Source organism: Pseudomonas monteilii (assembly GCA_001534745.1).
In the GTDB taxonomy this organism is placed as follows: Bacteria; Pseudomonadota; Gammaproteobacteria; order Pseudomonadales; family Pseudomonadaceae; genus Aquipseudomonas; species Aquipseudomonas alabamensis.
The window spans coordinates 1783372-1800338 of the sequence record CP013997.1 but is presented as its reverse complement, the minus strand read 5'-3'; the positions used below and the strand labels follow the sequence as shown (position 1 = coordinate 1800338).

The 16967-nt window shown below is 60.0% G+C and carries 14 protein-coding genes; all 14 read left to right on the top strand.

Features of this window, described 5'->3' with window-relative positions; genetic code table 11:
* The first annotated feature begins 7 nt into the window (after positions 1 to 7).
* Positions 8 to 511, top strand: a complete 504-nt coding sequence (locus tag APT63_08015; protein AMA45580.1) for a type VI secretion protein — start codon at positions 8 to 10, stop codon at positions 509 to 511.
* 44 nt (positions 512 to 555) lie between these two features.
* Entirely contained in the window at positions 556 to 2016 is a 1461-nt protein-coding gene (locus APT63_08010) for a type VI secretion protein (GenBank protein AMA47821.1), read from the top strand.
* A complete protein-coding gene (locus APT63_08005; protein AMA45579.1) occupies positions 2013 to 2423 on the top strand; it encodes a hypothetical protein in 411 nt (136 codons plus the stop codon). Before APT63_08010 ends, APT63_08005 begins: the two co-directional genes overlap by 4 nt.
* 3 nt (positions 2424 to 2426) lie before the next feature.
* Positions 2427 to 4193 (top strand): type VI secretion protein, encoded by a 1767-nt coding sequence (locus APT63_08000; protein ID AMA45578.1) that lies wholly within the window; start codon positions 2427 to 2429, stop codon positions 4191 to 4193.
* Positions 4157 to 5173 (top strand): type VI secretion protein, encoded by a 1017-nt coding sequence (locus tag APT63_07995; GenBank protein ID AMA45577.1) that lies wholly within the window; start codon positions 4157 to 4159, stop codon positions 5171 to 5173. Before APT63_08000 ends, APT63_07995 begins: the two co-directional genes overlap by 37 nt.
* On the top strand, positions 5170 to 5733 hold the full coding sequence (locus tag APT63_07990) for a hypothetical protein (GenBank protein AMA45576.1): 564 nt from the start codon (positions 5170 to 5172) through the stop codon (positions 5731 to 5733). The genes APT63_07995 and APT63_07990 overlap by 4 nt, the downstream gene beginning before the upstream one ends.
* Positions 5730 to 6524 carry a hypothetical protein gene (locus tag APT63_07985; GenBank protein ID AMA45575.1) on the top strand — a complete coding sequence of 265 codons (795 nt, stop codon included), beginning with the start codon at positions 5730 to 5732 and terminating at the stop codon, positions 6522 to 6524. Before APT63_07990 ends, APT63_07985 begins: the two co-directional genes overlap by 4 nt.
* A gap of 49 nt (positions 6525 to 6573) precedes the next feature.
* Positions 6574 to 7911, top strand: coding sequence for a type VI secretion protein (locus APT63_07980; protein AMA45574.1), 1338 nt, complete (start codon positions 6574 to 6576; stop codon positions 7909 to 7911).
* 1 nt (position 7912) lies between these two features.
* Positions 7913 to 8782: a type VI secretion system protein gene (locus APT63_07975; protein ID AMA45573.1), complete on the top strand. Its 870-nt coding sequence runs from the start codon at positions 7913 to 7915 to the stop codon at positions 8780 to 8782.
* Between the two features lie 116 nt (positions 8783 to 8898).
* Positions 8899 to 9450, top strand: a complete 552-nt coding sequence (locus tag APT63_07970; GenBank protein AMA45572.1) for a hypothetical protein — start codon at positions 8899 to 8901, stop codon at positions 9448 to 9450.
* A gap of 68 nt (positions 9451 to 9518) precedes the next feature.
* Positions 9519 to 11687, top strand: coding sequence for a type VI secretion protein VgrG (locus APT63_07965; GenBank protein ID AMA45571.1), 2169 nt, complete (start codon positions 9519 to 9521; stop codon positions 11685 to 11687).
* Positions 11684 to 12604 (top strand): hypothetical protein, encoded by a 921-nt coding sequence (locus APT63_07960; GenBank protein AMA45570.1) that lies wholly within the window; start codon positions 11684 to 11686, stop codon positions 12602 to 12604. The genes APT63_07965 and APT63_07960 overlap by 4 nt, the downstream gene beginning before the upstream one ends.
* Positions 12597 to 15584 carry a hypothetical protein gene (locus APT63_07955; GenBank protein AMA45569.1) on the top strand — a complete coding sequence of 996 codons (2988 nt, stop codon included), beginning with the start codon at positions 12597 to 12599 and terminating at the stop codon, positions 15582 to 15584. Before APT63_07960 ends, APT63_07955 begins: the two co-directional genes overlap by 8 nt.
* Before the next feature lies 1 nt (position 15585).
* Positions 15586 to 16473 carry a hypothetical protein gene (locus APT63_07950; GenBank protein AMA45568.1) on the top strand — a complete coding sequence of 296 codons (888 nt, stop codon included), beginning with the start codon at positions 15586 to 15588 and terminating at the stop codon, positions 16471 to 16473.
* Positions 16474 to 16967: the final 494 nt, after the last annotated feature.

Below are 16967 nucleotides of genomic sequence, written 5' to 3'. Positions count from 1 at the left end.
CCCTGCCATGGCAAAAAGCACAGGTTCCGTCGCGCCCAAAGAACGCATCAACATCAGGTACGTTCCTGCGACAGGTAATGAGAACGCTGAAATAGAGCTGCCGCACAAGATGCTGGTCCTGGGTGACTTCGGCATGGACGATGACCGACCGCTCGAAGATCGCACGGCAATGCGCATCGACAAACACACCTTCAACAGCGTGTTGAACGATGCAGGTGTCAACCTGTGCATGGCCGTGCCCTCCCTGCTGGGCGCGCCCTCTGAGGCCGAGCTGGCGGTGCAGCTTCGGTTCACCTCGATCGATGATTTCAGCCCCGACAGGATCGCCCGGCAGGTGCCGGAGCTCAACGCGCTCCTGGAACTGCGCGAAGCCCTGGTCGCCTTGAAAGGCCCCTTGGGCAACGTACCGAAGTTTCGTCAGCAACTGCACCATTTATTGAGTGACGAACACACGCGCAAACAACTCGCCCTGGAACTTGACGTGGCGCTTGAAGCGCCTGCCCCACGCTGACAACGGAGTGTCCCATGCCAACGTCGACGAACACGACACCTGCCATTGATACACGAGACGCTGTTACGAGCACGCCAAACTTGCTCGACCAGATCATGGCGCAGACGCAACTATCCCCTGCGCAAGAGGGCTACTCCATCGCTCGCCAGGGTGTCGTTGCCTTTATCACTCACCTGCTCAAAAGTCATGACCCAGATCAACTGATCAATAAACATCGCGCCGATCAAATGATCGCCGAGCTGGACCGTCTTCTCAGCCGGCAAATGGATGCCATTCTGCATCAACCAGCGTTCCAGGCACTTGAAGCCGCCTGGCGCAGCTTGAAACTTCTGGTCGACCGTACAGATTTTCGTGAAAACATACAGATGGAGGTCTTGCATGTCAGCAAAGCCGATTTGCTGGATGACTTCGACAATGCAGCCGACATCACCTGCAGTGGCCTCTACAAGCATGTCTACACCACAGGTTACGGCCAATTCGGTGGCGAGCCGGTGGCGGCCATGGTCGGCAACTACACCTTCGGCCCCTCCTCCCCGGACATCAAGCTGCTGAGCTACGTGGCGTCCGTAGGGGCCATGTCGCATGCACCCTTCATTGCAGCGCCCTCCCCCGAGTTCTTCAACCTCACCAGCTTCGAGGGATTGCCCAATCTCAAGGAGATCGGCGATCTGTTCGCTGGCCCTCGACATGCCAAGTGGCGTGCCTTCCGCGAAAGCGAGGATGCGCGCTACGTAGCGCTCACCGGGCCTCGTTTCATGCTTCGCTCCGCCTACCATCCTCAAGAGCAGTCGATCGAGTCGTTCCATTACGAAGAAGACATCGACGGGTGCCATGACCGCTACCTGTGGGGCAACTCGGCATTCCTGCTGGCCAGCTGCATCAATGACAGCTTCGCCCGCTATCGCTGGTGTCCGAACATCATCGGGCCTCAATCGGGCGGTGCCGTCGAGGACCTGCCGGTGCATGTGTACGAAGCGCTCGGTCAATTGCAGGCCAAGATTCCTACCGAGGTGCTGATCTCCGATCGCAAGGAGTTCGAGCTGGCCGAACAAGGCTTTATCGCCTTGACGATGCGCAAGGGCAGTGACAATGCCGCCTTCTTCTCTGCCAACTCCGTGCAGAAACCCAAGACCTTTCCGAAGACCCCGGAAGGGCTGAAAGCGCAGGTCAATTACAAACTGGGAACGCAGCTCCCCTATCTGTTCATCGTCAACCGGCTGGCCCATTACATCAAGGTGATGCAGCGCGAGCAGATCGGCAGCTGGAAAGAGCGTCGCGATCTGGAGTCGGAACTGAACAGGTGGATCCGTCAGTACGTAGCGGACCAGGAGAACCCCTCTGCCGATGTGCGCAGCCGCCGCCCCCTTCGGGCCGCCAGAATCGAGGTGTCCGATGTGGCAGGCGATCCAGGCTGGTACCAGGTCTCCCTGGCCGTACGTCCGCACTTCAAATACATGGGCGCGCATTTCGAGATCGCTCTGGTCGGGCGGCTAGACACGCAATGACGGGACTTTTCGAACGCCTGCGCCTGGCTCCAGACACCCCTCGAACGCTGTCGAGGCAAGAGCATCCAGACCGCAAGCTCATGGCCATCAAGCGCCATCTCGAGACCGTGCTCAATGCACGCCAGGGTTGCTCACAGAGCAGCCCTGAGTTGGGCCTGCGCGATTTCAACGGGCATGACGTGAATCGTGGCGAGCTGCTCTTGCAGGTGGGTGCCGACATCCGTCGCATGCTGCAACGTTTCGAACCGCGCATTCATGTACAGGCGCTCAAGGCACTGCCCGACGCCCATGCCCCACTGGACTTGCATTTCAGGCTCGATTGTCACGTGCGGGTGAATCACCAGCTCGAAGCCTTTCAGCTGGAGCTGCTCGTCAGCGGGCACGATCGCTACATGCGTGTGAGGTGAACCATGTCGCTCAAGGATCGATTCAGCGAAGAACTGCGCTACCTGCATGAGCTGGGGAGCGACTTCGCGCACGACAACCCTCAGCTTGCCCGCCTGCTGGGGCAGGAAGGCAGCGACCCAGACGTGAATCGGTTGCTGGAAGCCTTCGCCTTCTTGACGGCCAAGCTGCGGCTCAAGCTGGAAGATGATCTGCCTGAGCTGACCCACCCCATGCTGCAACTGCTGTGGCCCAACTATCTGCGCCCGCTTCCGAGCGCCACGGTCATTCAGTTCACGCCCTCCAAGCAATCGCTCAGTCAATCACGGCACATCCCCAAAGGCTCACGACTGTTTTCCAGGCCCGTGGACGGGATGCCCTGCGAGTTTCGCACCTGCATGCCGGTAAACCTTCACCCGTTCAGGCTCGACACTGCCGAAGCCATTCGAACGCCCGGCAGCCCGAGGGTCCGCATCGACCTGCACACCCTGGTCGAGCGGCCCTTGAGCAGCCTGGACTGTAAGCGCCTGGATCTTCACCTGAGCGGTGACACTGGCACGGCGCGGACCCTGTACCTGTGGCTTTCCCACTACCTCGACCGTATCGACATCACGATCAATGGCACTGTCCGTCGGCTGCCTGCCACCAACCTCGCCTTTCCCGGATTCAGCCCCGACGAGGCGTTGCTGCCCTACCCACAGAACGTCTTCGATGGTTATCGGATCTTGCAGGAGTACTTCATCTTCGCGCAGCGCTTCCACTTTTTCGCCTTAATCGGCCTGGACACCGCCTGGCCTGACGAATCCAGCCGTTGCGTGACCATCGACTTTCATTTCACACGGCCTCTGCCCGAGACGCTACGCATCGGCAAGACGGACTTCAGTCTGTTCTGCACCCCAGCGGTCAATCTGTTTTCCCACAGCGCCGAACCCATCGACCTGTCTGGCGAGACCACCGAAGTCGAACTCAGGCCTCGAGGCACCCAGCAGCACGCGTATGAAATCTTCAGCGTCGATCATGTGGTCAGCACGCGTACGAGCGCGGGTTCAGAGGCGGGCGAGCAGTTGCGCACCTTCCGAGCGTTCGAGTCGTTCGCGCACGAGATCGAACACCTTCAGGGGCGCACGTCGCTCTATTACCGCTGCACACTCGACGCGTCCCTGCGCGGCGATGGCGTGACCCATCGCATCGCCTTCGTGCGTGCCGATGCCAATGCGTACATCGGCCAGCTGGAGACAGTCTCCATCGACCTGACATGCACCAATCGCGACCTGCCCTTGGCCCTGGGGATCGGCGACATCGACGTCCTTACCGAATCCACGCCCCCCTTGACCACCTACACCAACCTGTGTGCACCGACCCGTCCCTACCGTCCTGTACTGGATGGTCAGGCGCACTGGGCGCTGATCTCCAACCTGTCGCTCAACTACCTGTCGCTGCTCTCGGTCGAGTCCCTCAAGGCCATCATCCGCACCTACGACTTCGCCGCGCTGCATGACGTCCAGCACGCACGGGCCACGCAGAAGCGTCTCGACGGCATTCGTGAGGTGCATACCGCACCGTTGGACTGGCTGATCAAAGGGCAGCCCGTGCGCGGCCTGTGCACGCGCCTGAAGCTGGACCAGACCGCGTTTCTCTGCGAAGGCGATCTGTACCTGTTCGGCTGCGTGCTCGCCCACTTCTTCGCCTTGTACGCCAGCATCAATTCCTTCCATCGACTGGAAGTGATCAACATCACCAACAATGAGCATTACACATGGCCCATCCAGACCGGCAAGCAACCGCTGATCTAGCCGACACACTGCTGGCCACTGCGCATCGATACAACTTCTTCCAGTTGCTCGAGCGCCTGCACGGGCTGCATGGCGACGATCTCGAGGCGCGTTGGCCGAATGAGGCCACGAGGCGGCGTGTGCGGCTCACCAACGACCCGCGTCTGGTCTTTCCTGCCGCGGATGTCTACAAGGCCGAGCGCATGCCTGCGCAATCCGACCGTTACCGTGTCTGCGCGACCTTCATGGGGCTGCACGGTACGGATTCGCCCTTGCCGGTCTATTACCTGGAACAGGTGGCCTACGAGCATGCCCACGGGCTTGGCCTGCGCCCAGCGTTCTTCGATTTCTTCAACCACTACCTGCTCAGCCTGCTGCACCGCATCTGGCGCAAGTACCGCTATTACATCCGTTTTCAACCGGGTGCCGGTGATGGATTCTCGCGCTATCTCTTCGCCCTGACGGGCCTGAACGATACCCAGCTGCACGATGAGACAGCGCTGCCGTGGAGTCGATTGCTCAGCTTCGCAGGCGTGATCGCCAGCAGAAGCCGTGCCCCGGGCAGCGTCGCGGGGATCATCGCGCACTGCTTCGACCTGAAGCATGTCCGGATACGGGAATTCGAAACGCGCAGGGTCACCACGGCCATCCCCCAACGGGTGAGCCTGGGCCGTCGCAACGGCGAACTGGGCACGACATTCCTGGTGGGCAGCCGCACACGCACGCGCAGCAGCAAGTTCACGCTGGTGATCAGCGAACTCGATCATGCGCAGTTGCATGATTTTCTTCCTCGCGGTGCCCAGTTCGGGCGGTTGCGCGCGCTGATCGATTTTCTGCTGCGCGATGGCCTGGCCTACGACCTTGAGCTGCGCCTGAAACGCCATGCATTGCCATCTTTTTGCCTGCACCGCCATCAAGGTGCCTACCTGGGCTGGACCAGCTTCCTCGAGAAGGCCCAGACGGAAACCGGCCCGACCGTACGATTCCGGGGGCGCGCATGAAGACCTTGAGCTTGAGCATCGTCGATCTCGATCCCTTGCAGCGCACCTGCGTCAGCCGGTGCCTGTTCGACTGCACAGGCGGCACGCTGGGCAGCGCAGGTGCTGACTGGCTGCTCGATGACCCTGAGCAGACCATCGCCCCCATCCATTGCGAAATTCGCTGGCTGGAGGGCAGCTTCTGTGTGGTCGACCGCTGTCACCGCACGTTCCTGAACGAAGAACGTGTCAGCCTGGGAGCAGGGTGCATCAGGCGCCTGCTCGAAGGTGACCAGATTCGCATCGGACCCTACCGACTGCAGGTTCAGCTTTCCCACACCGATGCCCGATCGCTGGAGCAGGTCCTGGGGCATGAACGGTCGCTGTTCGATACCTGGCTGGACGATGCGCCGGTCGGCGACTGGCAACCCGCCTCTGCGCCCACTGAGATCAGGGCCGACATCTGCTCGACCTTCGGGGCCGACCTCGTGAACGACCCTCTGGTCATGCTCGAACGGTCGTCCCCGTCGAAGCCGTTGTCGCAGACTGCGCACCACTGGGTGCTGCCGGGAGAATGTGCATGATGCGTTTGCTGCCGACGATCCCCCTGCTGGTCATTGCGCTGGGCATTACAGGATGCACCACGCTGGGCAGGATGAGCCAAGTGGCCTTGGACCCTTCGCTGCCCATCGGCCCACCTGGGGATCACCCGACCCAGGTGGCGTTCAGCATCAACGCCAGCCCGACCCTCAACAGCAACCCGCACAGCCTCGAGCCTTCGCCTGCGTGGGAGCATGCGGTCGAGTCGGATCCGTATGCCGTCAGCCTGAGCGCAGGCGATCCCCACGACTTGGCCGACATCCAGCCATCGCTCGATTGCCAGCGGGATCAACTCCCTGCGCTACCGCCTGGCATATCGGACGACGCCCCATCTGCCCTCCCCGCCCATGCGCTGTCCGCGACAGGAGCGCTTGGCAGCTACGCGGACACGGCGGTGCTTTTGACGTTGCCACATACGGCAGCTGTCGCGAGCGAGCCGGTCGCGACACCGATGGCCATCAAGATCCTGCAGCTGCGCGATGACTCACTGCTGCGCAACAGCCTGTATCAGCCCCTGGATGAAGACCCGGCCAAGACCCTGCGCAGCAGCTACGTTCGCGGTGACGATTATCTGCTGCGGCCAGGCCAGTTCAAGTTCGTGCCTTTTGCTCCCTTGGAGCCGGACACCCGCTTCATCGCGGTGATCGGCGATTACCGCAACCAGGAGAACGCCACCTGGCGCCAAGTGCTGCGTGTCCCGCCACGCGGCCACCAGATCGTGCTCTCGGTGCTGGTCAACGACACGCAACTCCTGCTCAAGGAAGAAGACCGATGACACGGATGCGCCCTTTCCTTCCGCTCACTCATGTCGATACGGAGCGCCCATGAGCTCTCGCAATCCCGTTCTCTGGCCCGAAGGCCTGTTCGTCAGGCCGCAACACTTTCAGCAGGCCGCTCGGGCCAGTGAAGCTGCCCTGCATCAGCGCCTGTGCAGTCTCGATGCAGACTTCTATGGCTTCAGCGAGCTGCAGCTGAACGACGAGTACCTGAGTCTGGGCAAGATCGCCATCACCCGTGCACGAGGCATCATGCCGGATGGCACGGTCTTCGACATACCCGGCGATCTGCCGCCACCACCGCCGCTGGACATTCGTGATGACGGCGCCAAGGACAGCGAGGTCTACCTGTGCCTGCCCCTGCGCAACGAGGGTGGCCGCGAAGTGAGCTGGCCCGAGGACGCTGCAGACGTGCGTTACGTCGCTCAGGCACAGGATATCAAGGACACGCACAGTGCCGATGGCGACCTGGCGTCCATCGACGTGGCGGTGCCCAATCTGCAACTCAAGCGCACGACCGAAGACAGCAGCGCCTGCACCCGCCTGGCCCTGGCCCGCATTCTGGAGCGTCGCCAGGATGGCAGCTTGCGATTGGACGAGGACTTCTACCCCACGTGCGTGTCGGTACGCGCGGCGCCGGCGCTGTATCGCTTTCTCGAGGAAATCACCCACACCCTGCGTGAGCGCGCACGCAACCTGGCAATCCGGCTCGGTGAATCGGGCCAGTCCGGTATTGCCGACATCCGCGACTTCAATCTGCTGCAAGCCCTGAATCGGTGGTGGCCCTGCTTCCAGCACATGACCCGACACCGTCAGACCCATCCCGAGCAGCTGTACCTGTACATGAGCCAGGTCTGTGGCGAACTGGTGACCTTCACTGATGACAGCCGACTGCCGAACGCCTATCCGGCGTATCAACACGATGCCCTGCGCACCTCGTTCAAGCCGCTGCAGGAGACCTTACGCCGGGCCTTGAGTACCGTCCTGCGTCCACGTGCCGTTTCTCTGCCCCTGGAGACACTGGGCTATGGCGTCCTGACCACTACCCTGGACGATCGCCGCCTCATCGAAGACGCCGAATTCATCCTGGCCGTACGCGCCGACCTGCCACCTCCTGTCCTGCGCCAGACCTTCGTGCAGAAGGCCAAGGTGACCTCCCTGGAGTCGTTGAATGCCCTCGTCCCTCTGCAATTGCCGGGCATCCCGCTGCTACCGCTGCCCGTGGCGCCGCGCGACCTGCCCTTCCATGCCGGCTTCAGCTACTTCGAACTGGACCGACGCGATCCGGCATGGGCGTGCATGAGCACCGCTCATGGCTTCGGGATTCATGTCGCCGGGGAGTTCCCAGGACTCGAGCTGCAGCTCTGGGCGATCAGGAGTGAATGACATGGAGCCATCGAACAGGATGCACTCTGCCTCCAATGGCGCAGCAGGCTCGCAACTGCCTTCCACACTGGCAAGGCCCACCGCCGACAGCCGGCACGAGCCCAGCTTGTCCGCGTCAAACGCGCGCGTCCCATCATCAGCGCTCGATCACGAACGCTATGCAGCCGATCCGGATTTTCAGCTCAGAGGCGCCTATGAGAACCGGATGTTGGACGCTGCCATGCCGCTGTTCGGGCTGGTCATGCGCTTGCGGACCCTGGATGCGCTCCCCCACATCGACGCGGTCCATCGGCAGGTGCGCGCCCAGATCGACAACGTGCAAGCAGAGATGCGCCAGCACGGTTATGAGCCTGCCCATTGGCTCGCCTATTCGTACGGCCTGTGCCTGTACATCGATGAAGCCGTGATGGAGCGGCCCTGGGGCATGAACAGCTGCTGGAGCCAGACACCTCTGCTCAGCATCTTCCACGATGAAACCTGGGGTGGCGAGAAGGTATTCACCGTGCTTTCCCGGCTGATGCGCGAGCCTCGGCGCTATCAGGACGTTCTGGAGTTCATGTACTTCGCGTTGTGCCTGGGCCTGAAGGGCAAGTACGCCATCGCGCCCAAAGGCGAGGAAACCCTGAACGGCTTGATCCATCAGCTTCACGACCTGATTCGCGAACTGCGGGGCCCCGCGCCGCAAGCTGTCTGTGACCCCTATACCCACGTCGCTGCGCGCAACATGCGCCTGGATCGGCAATGGCCCTGGTGGAGTCCGTTGGCGCTGTGTGGCGTGGCCCTGGGCGCGGCCTACGGGTTCTACAGCTACCGGCTGCACCTGATCACCACCGAAGTGTTGGCATCGCTGAGCAGCATCCTCTTGCAGTGACCGATCAACACTCGATGAACCTGGCGAGGCATAGCCTCGCTGACATGCCATCCATCGCGATGGCCACGCCCCCTCTTGGGAGCGCGTTTTATCCACCTGGCGCAGGAGAGAAAGCCATGCCAACACCCGCCTACATTTCCATCCGAGGAGAGACTCAGGGCCACATCACTCAAGGTGCATTCACAGCCGAATCTGTCGGCAACATCTTCGTGGAGGGTCACGAAGACGAGATATTGGTTCAAGAGATCAGCCATCACATCAGCGTACCCACCGACCCCCAGAGCGGTCAGCCTGCCGGACAACGCGTGCATGGCCCCCTGACATTCACCTGCGCCCTCAACAAGGCAACACCCCTGCTGTACAACGCGCTAACCAGCGGCGAAATGCTTCCGACCGTGGAGCTCAGCTGGTATCGAACCTCCATCGAGGGCAAGCAGGAACGGTTCTTCACCACCATCCTGACCAACGCCATCATCGTCGATATCGATCTGGTCATGCCTCACGCCCAAGACAAGAACAACAAGGACTTCACGCAGTTCCTCAAGGTGTCCATGACCTACCGCGGCATCACCTGGGAGCACCTCATTGCCAATACCTCCGGCTCGGACGACTGGCGTAAACCGAAAGAGGCAGGTGCAGCCACGCTTCAGCCCGCGGCGGCAGGCTGAAGAAACAAGACCGTCCGGGCGATAGCGCCCGGACTTCCGAGCTTCGGTCAGTGAACTAGGACCCCACCATGCCTCGCCAATCCGACCTTCGTTACAGCTTCCAACCGAGTGTGGGCAATGTCGTGCTCGATGTGGTGTCGTTCTCGTTGAAGGAAGCGATCAGCCAGACGTTCGCGCTGGAACTGCAACTGGTCAGTCATCAAAGCGACATCGATTTCGGCACCCTGCTCGACAAGCCTGCGCTCTTCACCATATGGGAAAGCGGTCGCCCGAGGCGTCATGTGCACGGCGTGGTCAGCCGTCTCAGTCAGTTGGAAAGCGGCTTTCACCGTACCTATTACCAGGCACTCATCGAGCCGCGACTGGCGCGCGCGCGCCTTCGCTCGAACTGGCGCATCTTCCAGCAGAAAACGGTGCCGCACATCCTCGAGCTCATGCTCAAGCGGCAAGGCATCACGCAATTTCAGATACAGTCCGGCCGAGAACACGGCGTTCGCGAATTCTGCGTGCAGGCCGGCGAGACGGACCTGGACTTCCTGGAACGCCTGGCAGCCGAAGAAGGCTTCGTGTATCGCTTTGCACACAGTGTCGACGGTCACACATTGATCATCACAGATCGGTTGTTGGCGCTGGGCACGATCAGCCAGGAAGCCACCGACGGTGCGCATGAAAGCCAGCACGACGTTGACGACGACGAACAGCCTGACGCCTGCAGCGTGCTGTATCACGCCAATCGCGGGGGTGACCAGGCTACCCCGTGCTTGCGGCGCTTGCGCTACAGCGAGCAGGTACGCACGGCCTGCCAGGTGCAGCGCGATCATACCTTCCTGCACCCCACCTATCGGCAGGAGCACAGCGCCTGTGGTCCGTACCTCGAACACCAGTCCAGCGACTACGAGCGCTTCGACTATCCCGGCCGCTACAAGCGCGATGCCGTGGGCAAGCCGTTCACCGAGACCCGCATCACGGCGCTGCGCCATGACGTGCGTGTCGCCCAGGTCGAGGGCGACGATGTCCGCTTGCAGCCTGGTCTGAGCTTTACCCTCGAAGGCCATCCGCGCGATGACTTCAACACACACTGGCGCACGATCACGGTCGTGCACGAAGGCAGCCAGTTCAGCTGTCTTCAGGAAGAAGCCGCGAACCTCGACCAGAGTACGCGCTATACCCAGACCGCCGAACTGGTGCCCGGCAGGATCGAATGGCGCCCTGCTCCCCTGGACAAGCCACGCATCGACGGGCCGCACATGGCCACCGTGGTCGGCCCACCTGGCGAGGAGATCTATTGCGACGAGTGGGGCCGGGTCAAGGTCAGCTTTCCTTGGGATCGCGAGAGCCAGGACAACGAATTCAGCTCCTGCTGGGTACGTGTCGCCCAGAGCTGGGCCGGCGGCAGCTGGGGCGCGATGGCCATTCCGCGGATCGGCCAGGATGTGGTCATTCACTACGTCAACGGCGACCCGGATCAACCGATGATCATCGGTCGCACCTACTGCGGCAATCAGCTACCGCCCTACGACCTGCCCGCGCACAAGACGCGCATGACCATCAAGAGCCAGACCCACAAGGGTGAAGGCTTCAACGAGCTGCGCTTCGAGGATGAGTTGGGGCAGGAAGAAGTGTTCATCCATGCCCAGCGCGATCAGAACATCGTGGTCAGGCACGATGAAACCACCGAAGTCGGCCATGACCGCAGGGAAACGGTCCAGAACGACGAGTCGATCCTGATCGGCCATGACCGTGACGAAACGGTCGGCCACGACGAGCGCGTCACCATCGGACAGGATGCCACGCTCAATATCGGGCGCACCCAGAACATCACCATTGGCAAGGACCGTCTGGAAACCATCGGCAATCATCGCCACGACCAGATCACCGCCAATCACCACGTGCGCATCGGCGGCAACCTGCAGCAGCAGGTCGAGGGCCATGCCGAACTCGATGCAGGCATGGAGATTCGCCGACAGACCAAACGCTATCTGCTGCGAACGGCGGAAACCGTCGTGATCCAGGGGCCGGGCGGTGCCATTCGCATCGACGAGAACGGCATCACGCTGGACAGCCCGACGATACGCCTCAACGGCCAGGTGATTCAGTCGGCCGGAGGTGTGAAGAACCCCTTCTCTCTCGACAGTACGCCCACGACCGGCACGCCGCTCGAGCGCCCGTGCGGACGCCTGGAGAACGGTCAGTGCAGCCTGCCCGATTGCCGCTGCCTCAAAGGAGCGACCCTATGACCGCCTACCGCCGATACCAGCCAGACGAACGCATACGCCATGACTGCCGCTTCCTGCTGTTGCTGACCCATACGTTGGAGTACTGGGCGTACCGGCCCATTCCGCGGCAGGGCCCATTGATCTCGCCCTATGCGCCTTCGGTCCTCGAGCTGCTCAATGCGGTCAGCCGTCAGGCACGCTATGCCTGGATATGGAAACGCAGCGCGCTGGACGAGCGCCATGAGTTCGGCCCTCTTCTGGTCGATGCGTCCCGGGCACCCGAGCTGCTGACCCATGCAATCACCACCTGGATGCCGATCGGTGCAGCCATCGCGCTCGACGCCGACATCGGCCTCGAGGCCTTGGCCGATCACTTGACCAGCCTCGTGCAGATCACGCTTCCCGACCAGAGCACCGGTCTTTTCGAGTTCAGGCCCGATCATCTTCCGGCCTGGCTCGAGGCCCTGAGCGATGACAATCACACCGCGTGGCTCGGGCCGCTGTCGCGACTGGCCTGGTGTACCTGCTGGGGCCCTGCCCAGCAGTGGTACGCGCTCGAGCGCAGCCCTACGCCCTCGCGCTCCCGTGACGCTTCGGTCCTGACACTGGACGCTTCTGAGCTGGCTCGACTGGACCAGGGTGTGCACGAGCACTTCGTCTTGTCGCTGACACATGAGGTCTCGGCCATGCCGACTCATGCAGGTCATGCCTTGGCTGATCTGCGGGCCTGGATAGACACCTTGTTGCCACAGCTGAAAGCCATCAACTTCCTCGAAGAGGACACCGTGAGGCCGTTCGTGCACCTGATCGCCGAACACCTGTGGCTGATGGACGATGAAGCAGCAGTCGCGATCTACACCAACCTCATAGAGTCGCCACAGGGTCGCCTCCGGGAACTGCATGCGTTGATCGCCGAGAGGGCACGCAACCATGACTGAAGCCTCCGTCAGCCGCGCCACGTCCAGCCCTGCCTGCAGTGCACGCATCCCGATCCTGCCCGTGCGCTATGCCGTGGTCCCGCGCATGGAAGGCGCGCCCGCTTTTCGCTACGCCGAGGCAGGCTTCGCGCTGGAACAAGGCCTGCCCGCCCTGCAGCATGCGGCCTATACCCTACGCGCCCTGCGGCCTGGCTATGTCTATGTGTTCATGAAGGGCACGCTGGGCGAGAAGCTGGTCATCCACGAATACGATGGCGACGGCCACTACAAGGAATTGCGCTACCAAGGACTGGACCACTACCACCGGCGTGACCGCTACCGCACCAGTCGGAGCCTGGGTTGGGTGTGGGCCGACACATGCCAGGACACGGCCCAGGAGGTGTGGATCGGCTACAGCCCCCATCTCTGGACCAACGCCATGACCGCCCGCATCACCGGGTCGGTCGCCCTGCGCATGCGCCATATGCGCCGCCTGGACATGGCCGAGCTCATCGCGGGCGACAAGCAGCCTTCCACGCAAGCGCACGTCCTGCCCCTGGACGCCGTGCAACATTGGGTCGAGGACTTCAAGCCGGCCCATCGACGCATGTCCCTGACCTGGAGCAGCCACCCGATCACCGAAAGCCTGCCCATCGGCAACCTCAGCGCCATGGCGCGGGCCTATCCATGGAGCCAGCCTAAAGTACCCGTGGTGATCGCCCTGCCCGATGCCGAAGGCCTGACGCTGGACCTGAGCCTGTCGGTCTCGGCCTATCAGCATCAGCTGCGCGACCTCATGCCTTCCGAGCAACTGGAACATACCCAGCCGGCGCAAGGTTCGGAGCAGGCGTGCGTACCGGGGTGTTATCAGTTGGATGTCGAAAGGCTGAGCGCCAAAAGCCGCGATTTCCATCACCGCAACCTCATTGCGCTGCTGCTGAACAAGACCCTGGAAAGCCTGTATCCGGCGGATTCGCCTTCACTGGAAGCGGTAATGAGGGAGATGGGCAGAGGGCCCGATGCGTGCGACTCGCTCGCCCTCGCACGGTTTCATGCACTCACCCATGAAGAGTACTCGCCCGACGGGGCGCGTCTGCGGTTGCGCCTGGATACCCCCAAGTACCTGAGCTTTCTCGCCGAGCGCGATAGTATGGAGCGTCGTCTGGACGCGCTGCGCAAACTGGCGCTGCAAGCGAGTGACGACCACGACACGTGGCTGGCCACGGCCGAGGCGCAGCATGTGGACGACCCTTACAGCCTGGCAGCGGCGTTGGCCTGCTATGACCGTGATGACCTGACTTCGGCCCGTGGGTTGGAAATCGCCCTGGCGCTGATGATCCTGCCCATGGGCCAGCCTGCGCTCGGCACCGAAGAGCAGGACCGACGCTTCCAGCGCCTGGAGCGGTGGCTGGATCAGCACGAGAGCCCGCTCTACACCGCCCTGGCGCCGTTCAATCCGTTCAAGGACAAGGCCGATGCGGTCGGCAGCCTGCTCGGTGCCAGCGACAACGTGATCGAAGGCCTGTTCGGCCGTTTCCCGGCCATGGCCAACATCACCGACCTGACTGCGCAGACGGTGCACACGGTGTCGCTCAAACGGTTGCGAGGCAAGACGCGCTGGGATGCCAGCCGCTCGTTGCATCAGCAGGTGCAGGCGGCGGCGCGTGTCGCCAATCTCGAAAAAGCGTTGGGGTTATTGACCGCAAGGTATGGGGTGACCGAGCAATCGATTCAGGAGAGTGCGTTTAGCAAAGAGGTACAGAGGTATCTGAAAAGTGGGATGGCGCACGTCGAAGAGATGAATGAGCTACGTATCTCGGGGAGCCGGACTGTCCGAGTTGAGTTGACGACTACCTTACGCGTCAAGCCCAAGTTGCTGGGAATGTTGACGTCGGGCGGCGGCGGCGTGCTGAACGCAGGGATGCTGGTGTTCAATCTGATCTCGTTGCAGGGGGCGTATAACAGTCTGCAGGCAAGCGATGCGGCAGAGTATCAATTGGGGTTTGCGGCGTCGATTTTTGGCGTACTGAGTGCGGCATCGGCAACGTTGATAAGCGCGAGAGCAACGCAGAAACTCGTAATGCTTAAATTAGGATCGACGGCACCGGGAATGGCGTTTGGAAATGGACTTATAAGGTTTTTGGGAAGCAACTTATTTGCTAGATTTTCAAGCTACCCAGGCATTTTCTTAGGATGGTCCTCAGACTCTAACAAAGCAGCACGCCAAAAGGAGAATGGCGACGAAATCGCCTCACAGTTTACGATGCAAGGCGGCACAGCTATCGGCATCGGTTCTATTTTTATATTGGAAAGCAGCTTGGCCATGTCAGGCTTAGCTTCCATCATTCCTTTTGCGGGCTGGATAATTGCGGCAGTTCTGCTGACAGGCACAGCTTTGATTGGCGTCGGTCTTTATTTTCACGCTAAAGCATATGAACGCATCCACACACCTAGAGAGCTGTGGGCCGCAAGAAGCATTTATGGCACGCGTCAAAATGATGGGGAATCAAGGGAGGGCGTGCTTCTCGACCATGATAATAAACTTTTCAGATACTCAAGTATTCGTGAGGAGATTGAAGAATGGTATGCCCATTTCTACTCACCCATGATGCTATCAAAAAAGGACACAAGCACACTTGGCTTAAAAGACCTTGATAGCATCTGGATCAACAACGATATAGGACGTCTTCCTGACTGGAATTCCATCATTTACCACAAGGCAAACACCCTTGAAAACTCAGTAGAGCTTTCGGTACTCTTAAAATATTTTATTATAGGACAAAGTACATGGTCAGCCACGTACGAAACCCACCCAAAAGAAACTCCTGAAAACAGACAAGCCATTAGAGTTTCTTGCTACATTACTGAAGCAGGCATAGTTATTAACTTTAGGCGCCCAGTAAATGAAAAAACAAGCATTACATTTGACATCACATATCAACCTAACCAGGGACTAATCACAAACCCCTCAATCAAAGCAAGCTTTACACTAGGAAACTGATATGTCGGTCGCTTGGATTTTCACACCTCATATAAAACAAGAAGCAACACCTAAAATATCGGGACAATTATCTTTCATTACAGACACTTATTTATGCTTGCGAAACCCATGGGTTAGCGACTCGGTTTTCATGGGGAAAATTTATACTGCAATGATGCTAGCTCAAGCCTTTTTCACAGCACCCATCGCTTTTCTATACAACATTAACTACGACGGCGACTACACACTTGCAATTACAATTCTACTTTCACCTCTTCTTTTTACACCTTTCTTAGTGTATCGAATTTTTTTCATAAAAAAACTTTCTTCATTTTACCTTAATAGGAAAACCAAAAGAATCTATTACCAACGCTTTGGAAAAGCATTGACTTTCGAGTGGAAGGATATCAGGGGCGGCTTACTTCGCCGTACAGAATTTAGCGGATCTTCATTTACCATTATGTACGCCCTCGCCTTCGCACCACGCCGCGCAGACGGCACTCTTCACCAAATAGACTGCCTCTGGATCGACAGCAACGAACCCACCGAACCCGACATCCAGTACGTCGCCGAAGTTTGGGAGTACCTACGCCACTTCATGGACCACGGCCTCGACAACCTCCCCCCTCCCAGTGAACCCAACTGGTGGCACCGCCCCCTCCATGTCATCTGCCTGACCCCTGCCGAAGCTTGGCGTCACTATGCCCCATGGCGAACTGGCGAACCGGGTGAGATGCAGGGCAAGAAGAACTGGCAACTGCCCTTCTGGGCCGTGCTGTTCCCTTACAACCTCACCGTTGCCCTGTGTTGGTACGTCATCTGCCGCCTCTTCAATGTCAAGGCAGCATCGCCTCCGCCTGAAGCATTCGAAGAGGCGCCTGCACGCCCGAAAAAGAGGAAGCGTGTATGAGTGGTTCCTACATCAGCCGTGCCACGTCCAACCCTGCCTGCAATGCACGCATCCCTGTACTACTCGTACGCTATGCCATGATCCTGTGTCCAAAAAGCATGGTGAGCTTTCGTTGTATCGAGGCAGACGTCGCGATGCAGCAGGACATCCCTTCCTTGCAGCATGCTATCTATTACTCCACCAAACCGTTGTCAGCCAAACAAGCACGCTCACTCGGCGTAGAAAATATTGATACGTCATGGCGTAACCGTCCCCACTGGATACCTGCGAATGACTGGCTCCCTGCTGGTCAGAAGAATACTCAAACACCTACCGTCGAGTTCTCGGTCTTTTTACCAGGTTTCTTATTGGGCGTAAGTACATGGTCAGGGCACATGGAGACCTTCAGCAGGAGCAATGGACCTGAAGCCCATACTGAGCCAGCTACCGTTTACCTAACCGCTGCCGGCCTAATTGTTCACTATAAGAAAACGCTGACCGCTCAGCACTCTGCG

Bases quoted from the DNA above. Each gene is read 5' to 3' on its own strand.
- APT63_08015 (AMA45580.1), top strand. From the start codon at position 8: ATGGCAAAAAGCACAGGTTCCGTCGCGCCCAAAGAACGCATCAACATC.
- APT63_08005 (AMA45579.1), top strand. From the start codon at position 2,013: ATGACGGGACTTTTCGAACGCCTGCGCCTGGCTCCAGACACCCCTCGA.
- APT63_08000 (AMA45578.1), top strand. From the start codon at position 2,427: ATGTCGCTCAAGGATCGATTCAGCGAAGAACTGCGCTACCTGCATGAG.
- APT63_07995 (AMA45577.1), top strand. From the start codon at position 4,157: ATGGCCCATCCAGACCGGCAAGCAACCGCTGATCTAGCCGACACACTG.
- APT63_07990 (AMA45576.1), top strand. From the start codon at position 5,170: ATGAAGACCTTGAGCTTGAGCATCGTCGATCTCGATCCCTTGCAGCGC.
- APT63_07985 (AMA45575.1), top strand. From the start codon at position 5,730: ATGATGCGTTTGCTGCCGACGATCCCCCTGCTGGTCATTGCGCTGGGC.
- APT63_07980 (AMA45574.1), top strand. From the start codon at position 6,574: ATGAGCTCTCGCAATCCCGTTCTCTGGCCCGAAGGCCTGTTCGTCAGG.
- APT63_07975 (AMA45573.1), top strand. From the start codon at position 7,913: ATGGAGCCATCGAACAGGATGCACTCTGCCTCCAATGGCGCAGCAGGC.
- APT63_07970 (AMA45572.1), top strand. From the start codon at position 8,899: ATGCCAACACCCGCCTACATTTCCATCCGAGGAGAGACTCAGGGCCAC.
- APT63_07965 (AMA45571.1), top strand. From the start codon at position 9,519: ATGCCTCGCCAATCCGACCTTCGTTACAGCTTCCAACCGAGTGTGGGC.
- APT63_07960 (AMA45570.1), top strand. From the start codon at position 11,684: ATGACCGCCTACCGCCGATACCAGCCAGACGAACGCATACGCCATGAC.
- APT63_07955 (AMA45569.1), top strand. From the start codon at position 12,597: ATGACTGAAGCCTCCGTCAGCCGCGCCACGTCCAGCCCTGCCTGCAGT.
- APT63_07950 (AMA45568.1), top strand. From the start codon at position 15,586: ATGTCGGTCGCTTGGATTTTCACACCTCATATAAAACAAGAAGCAACA.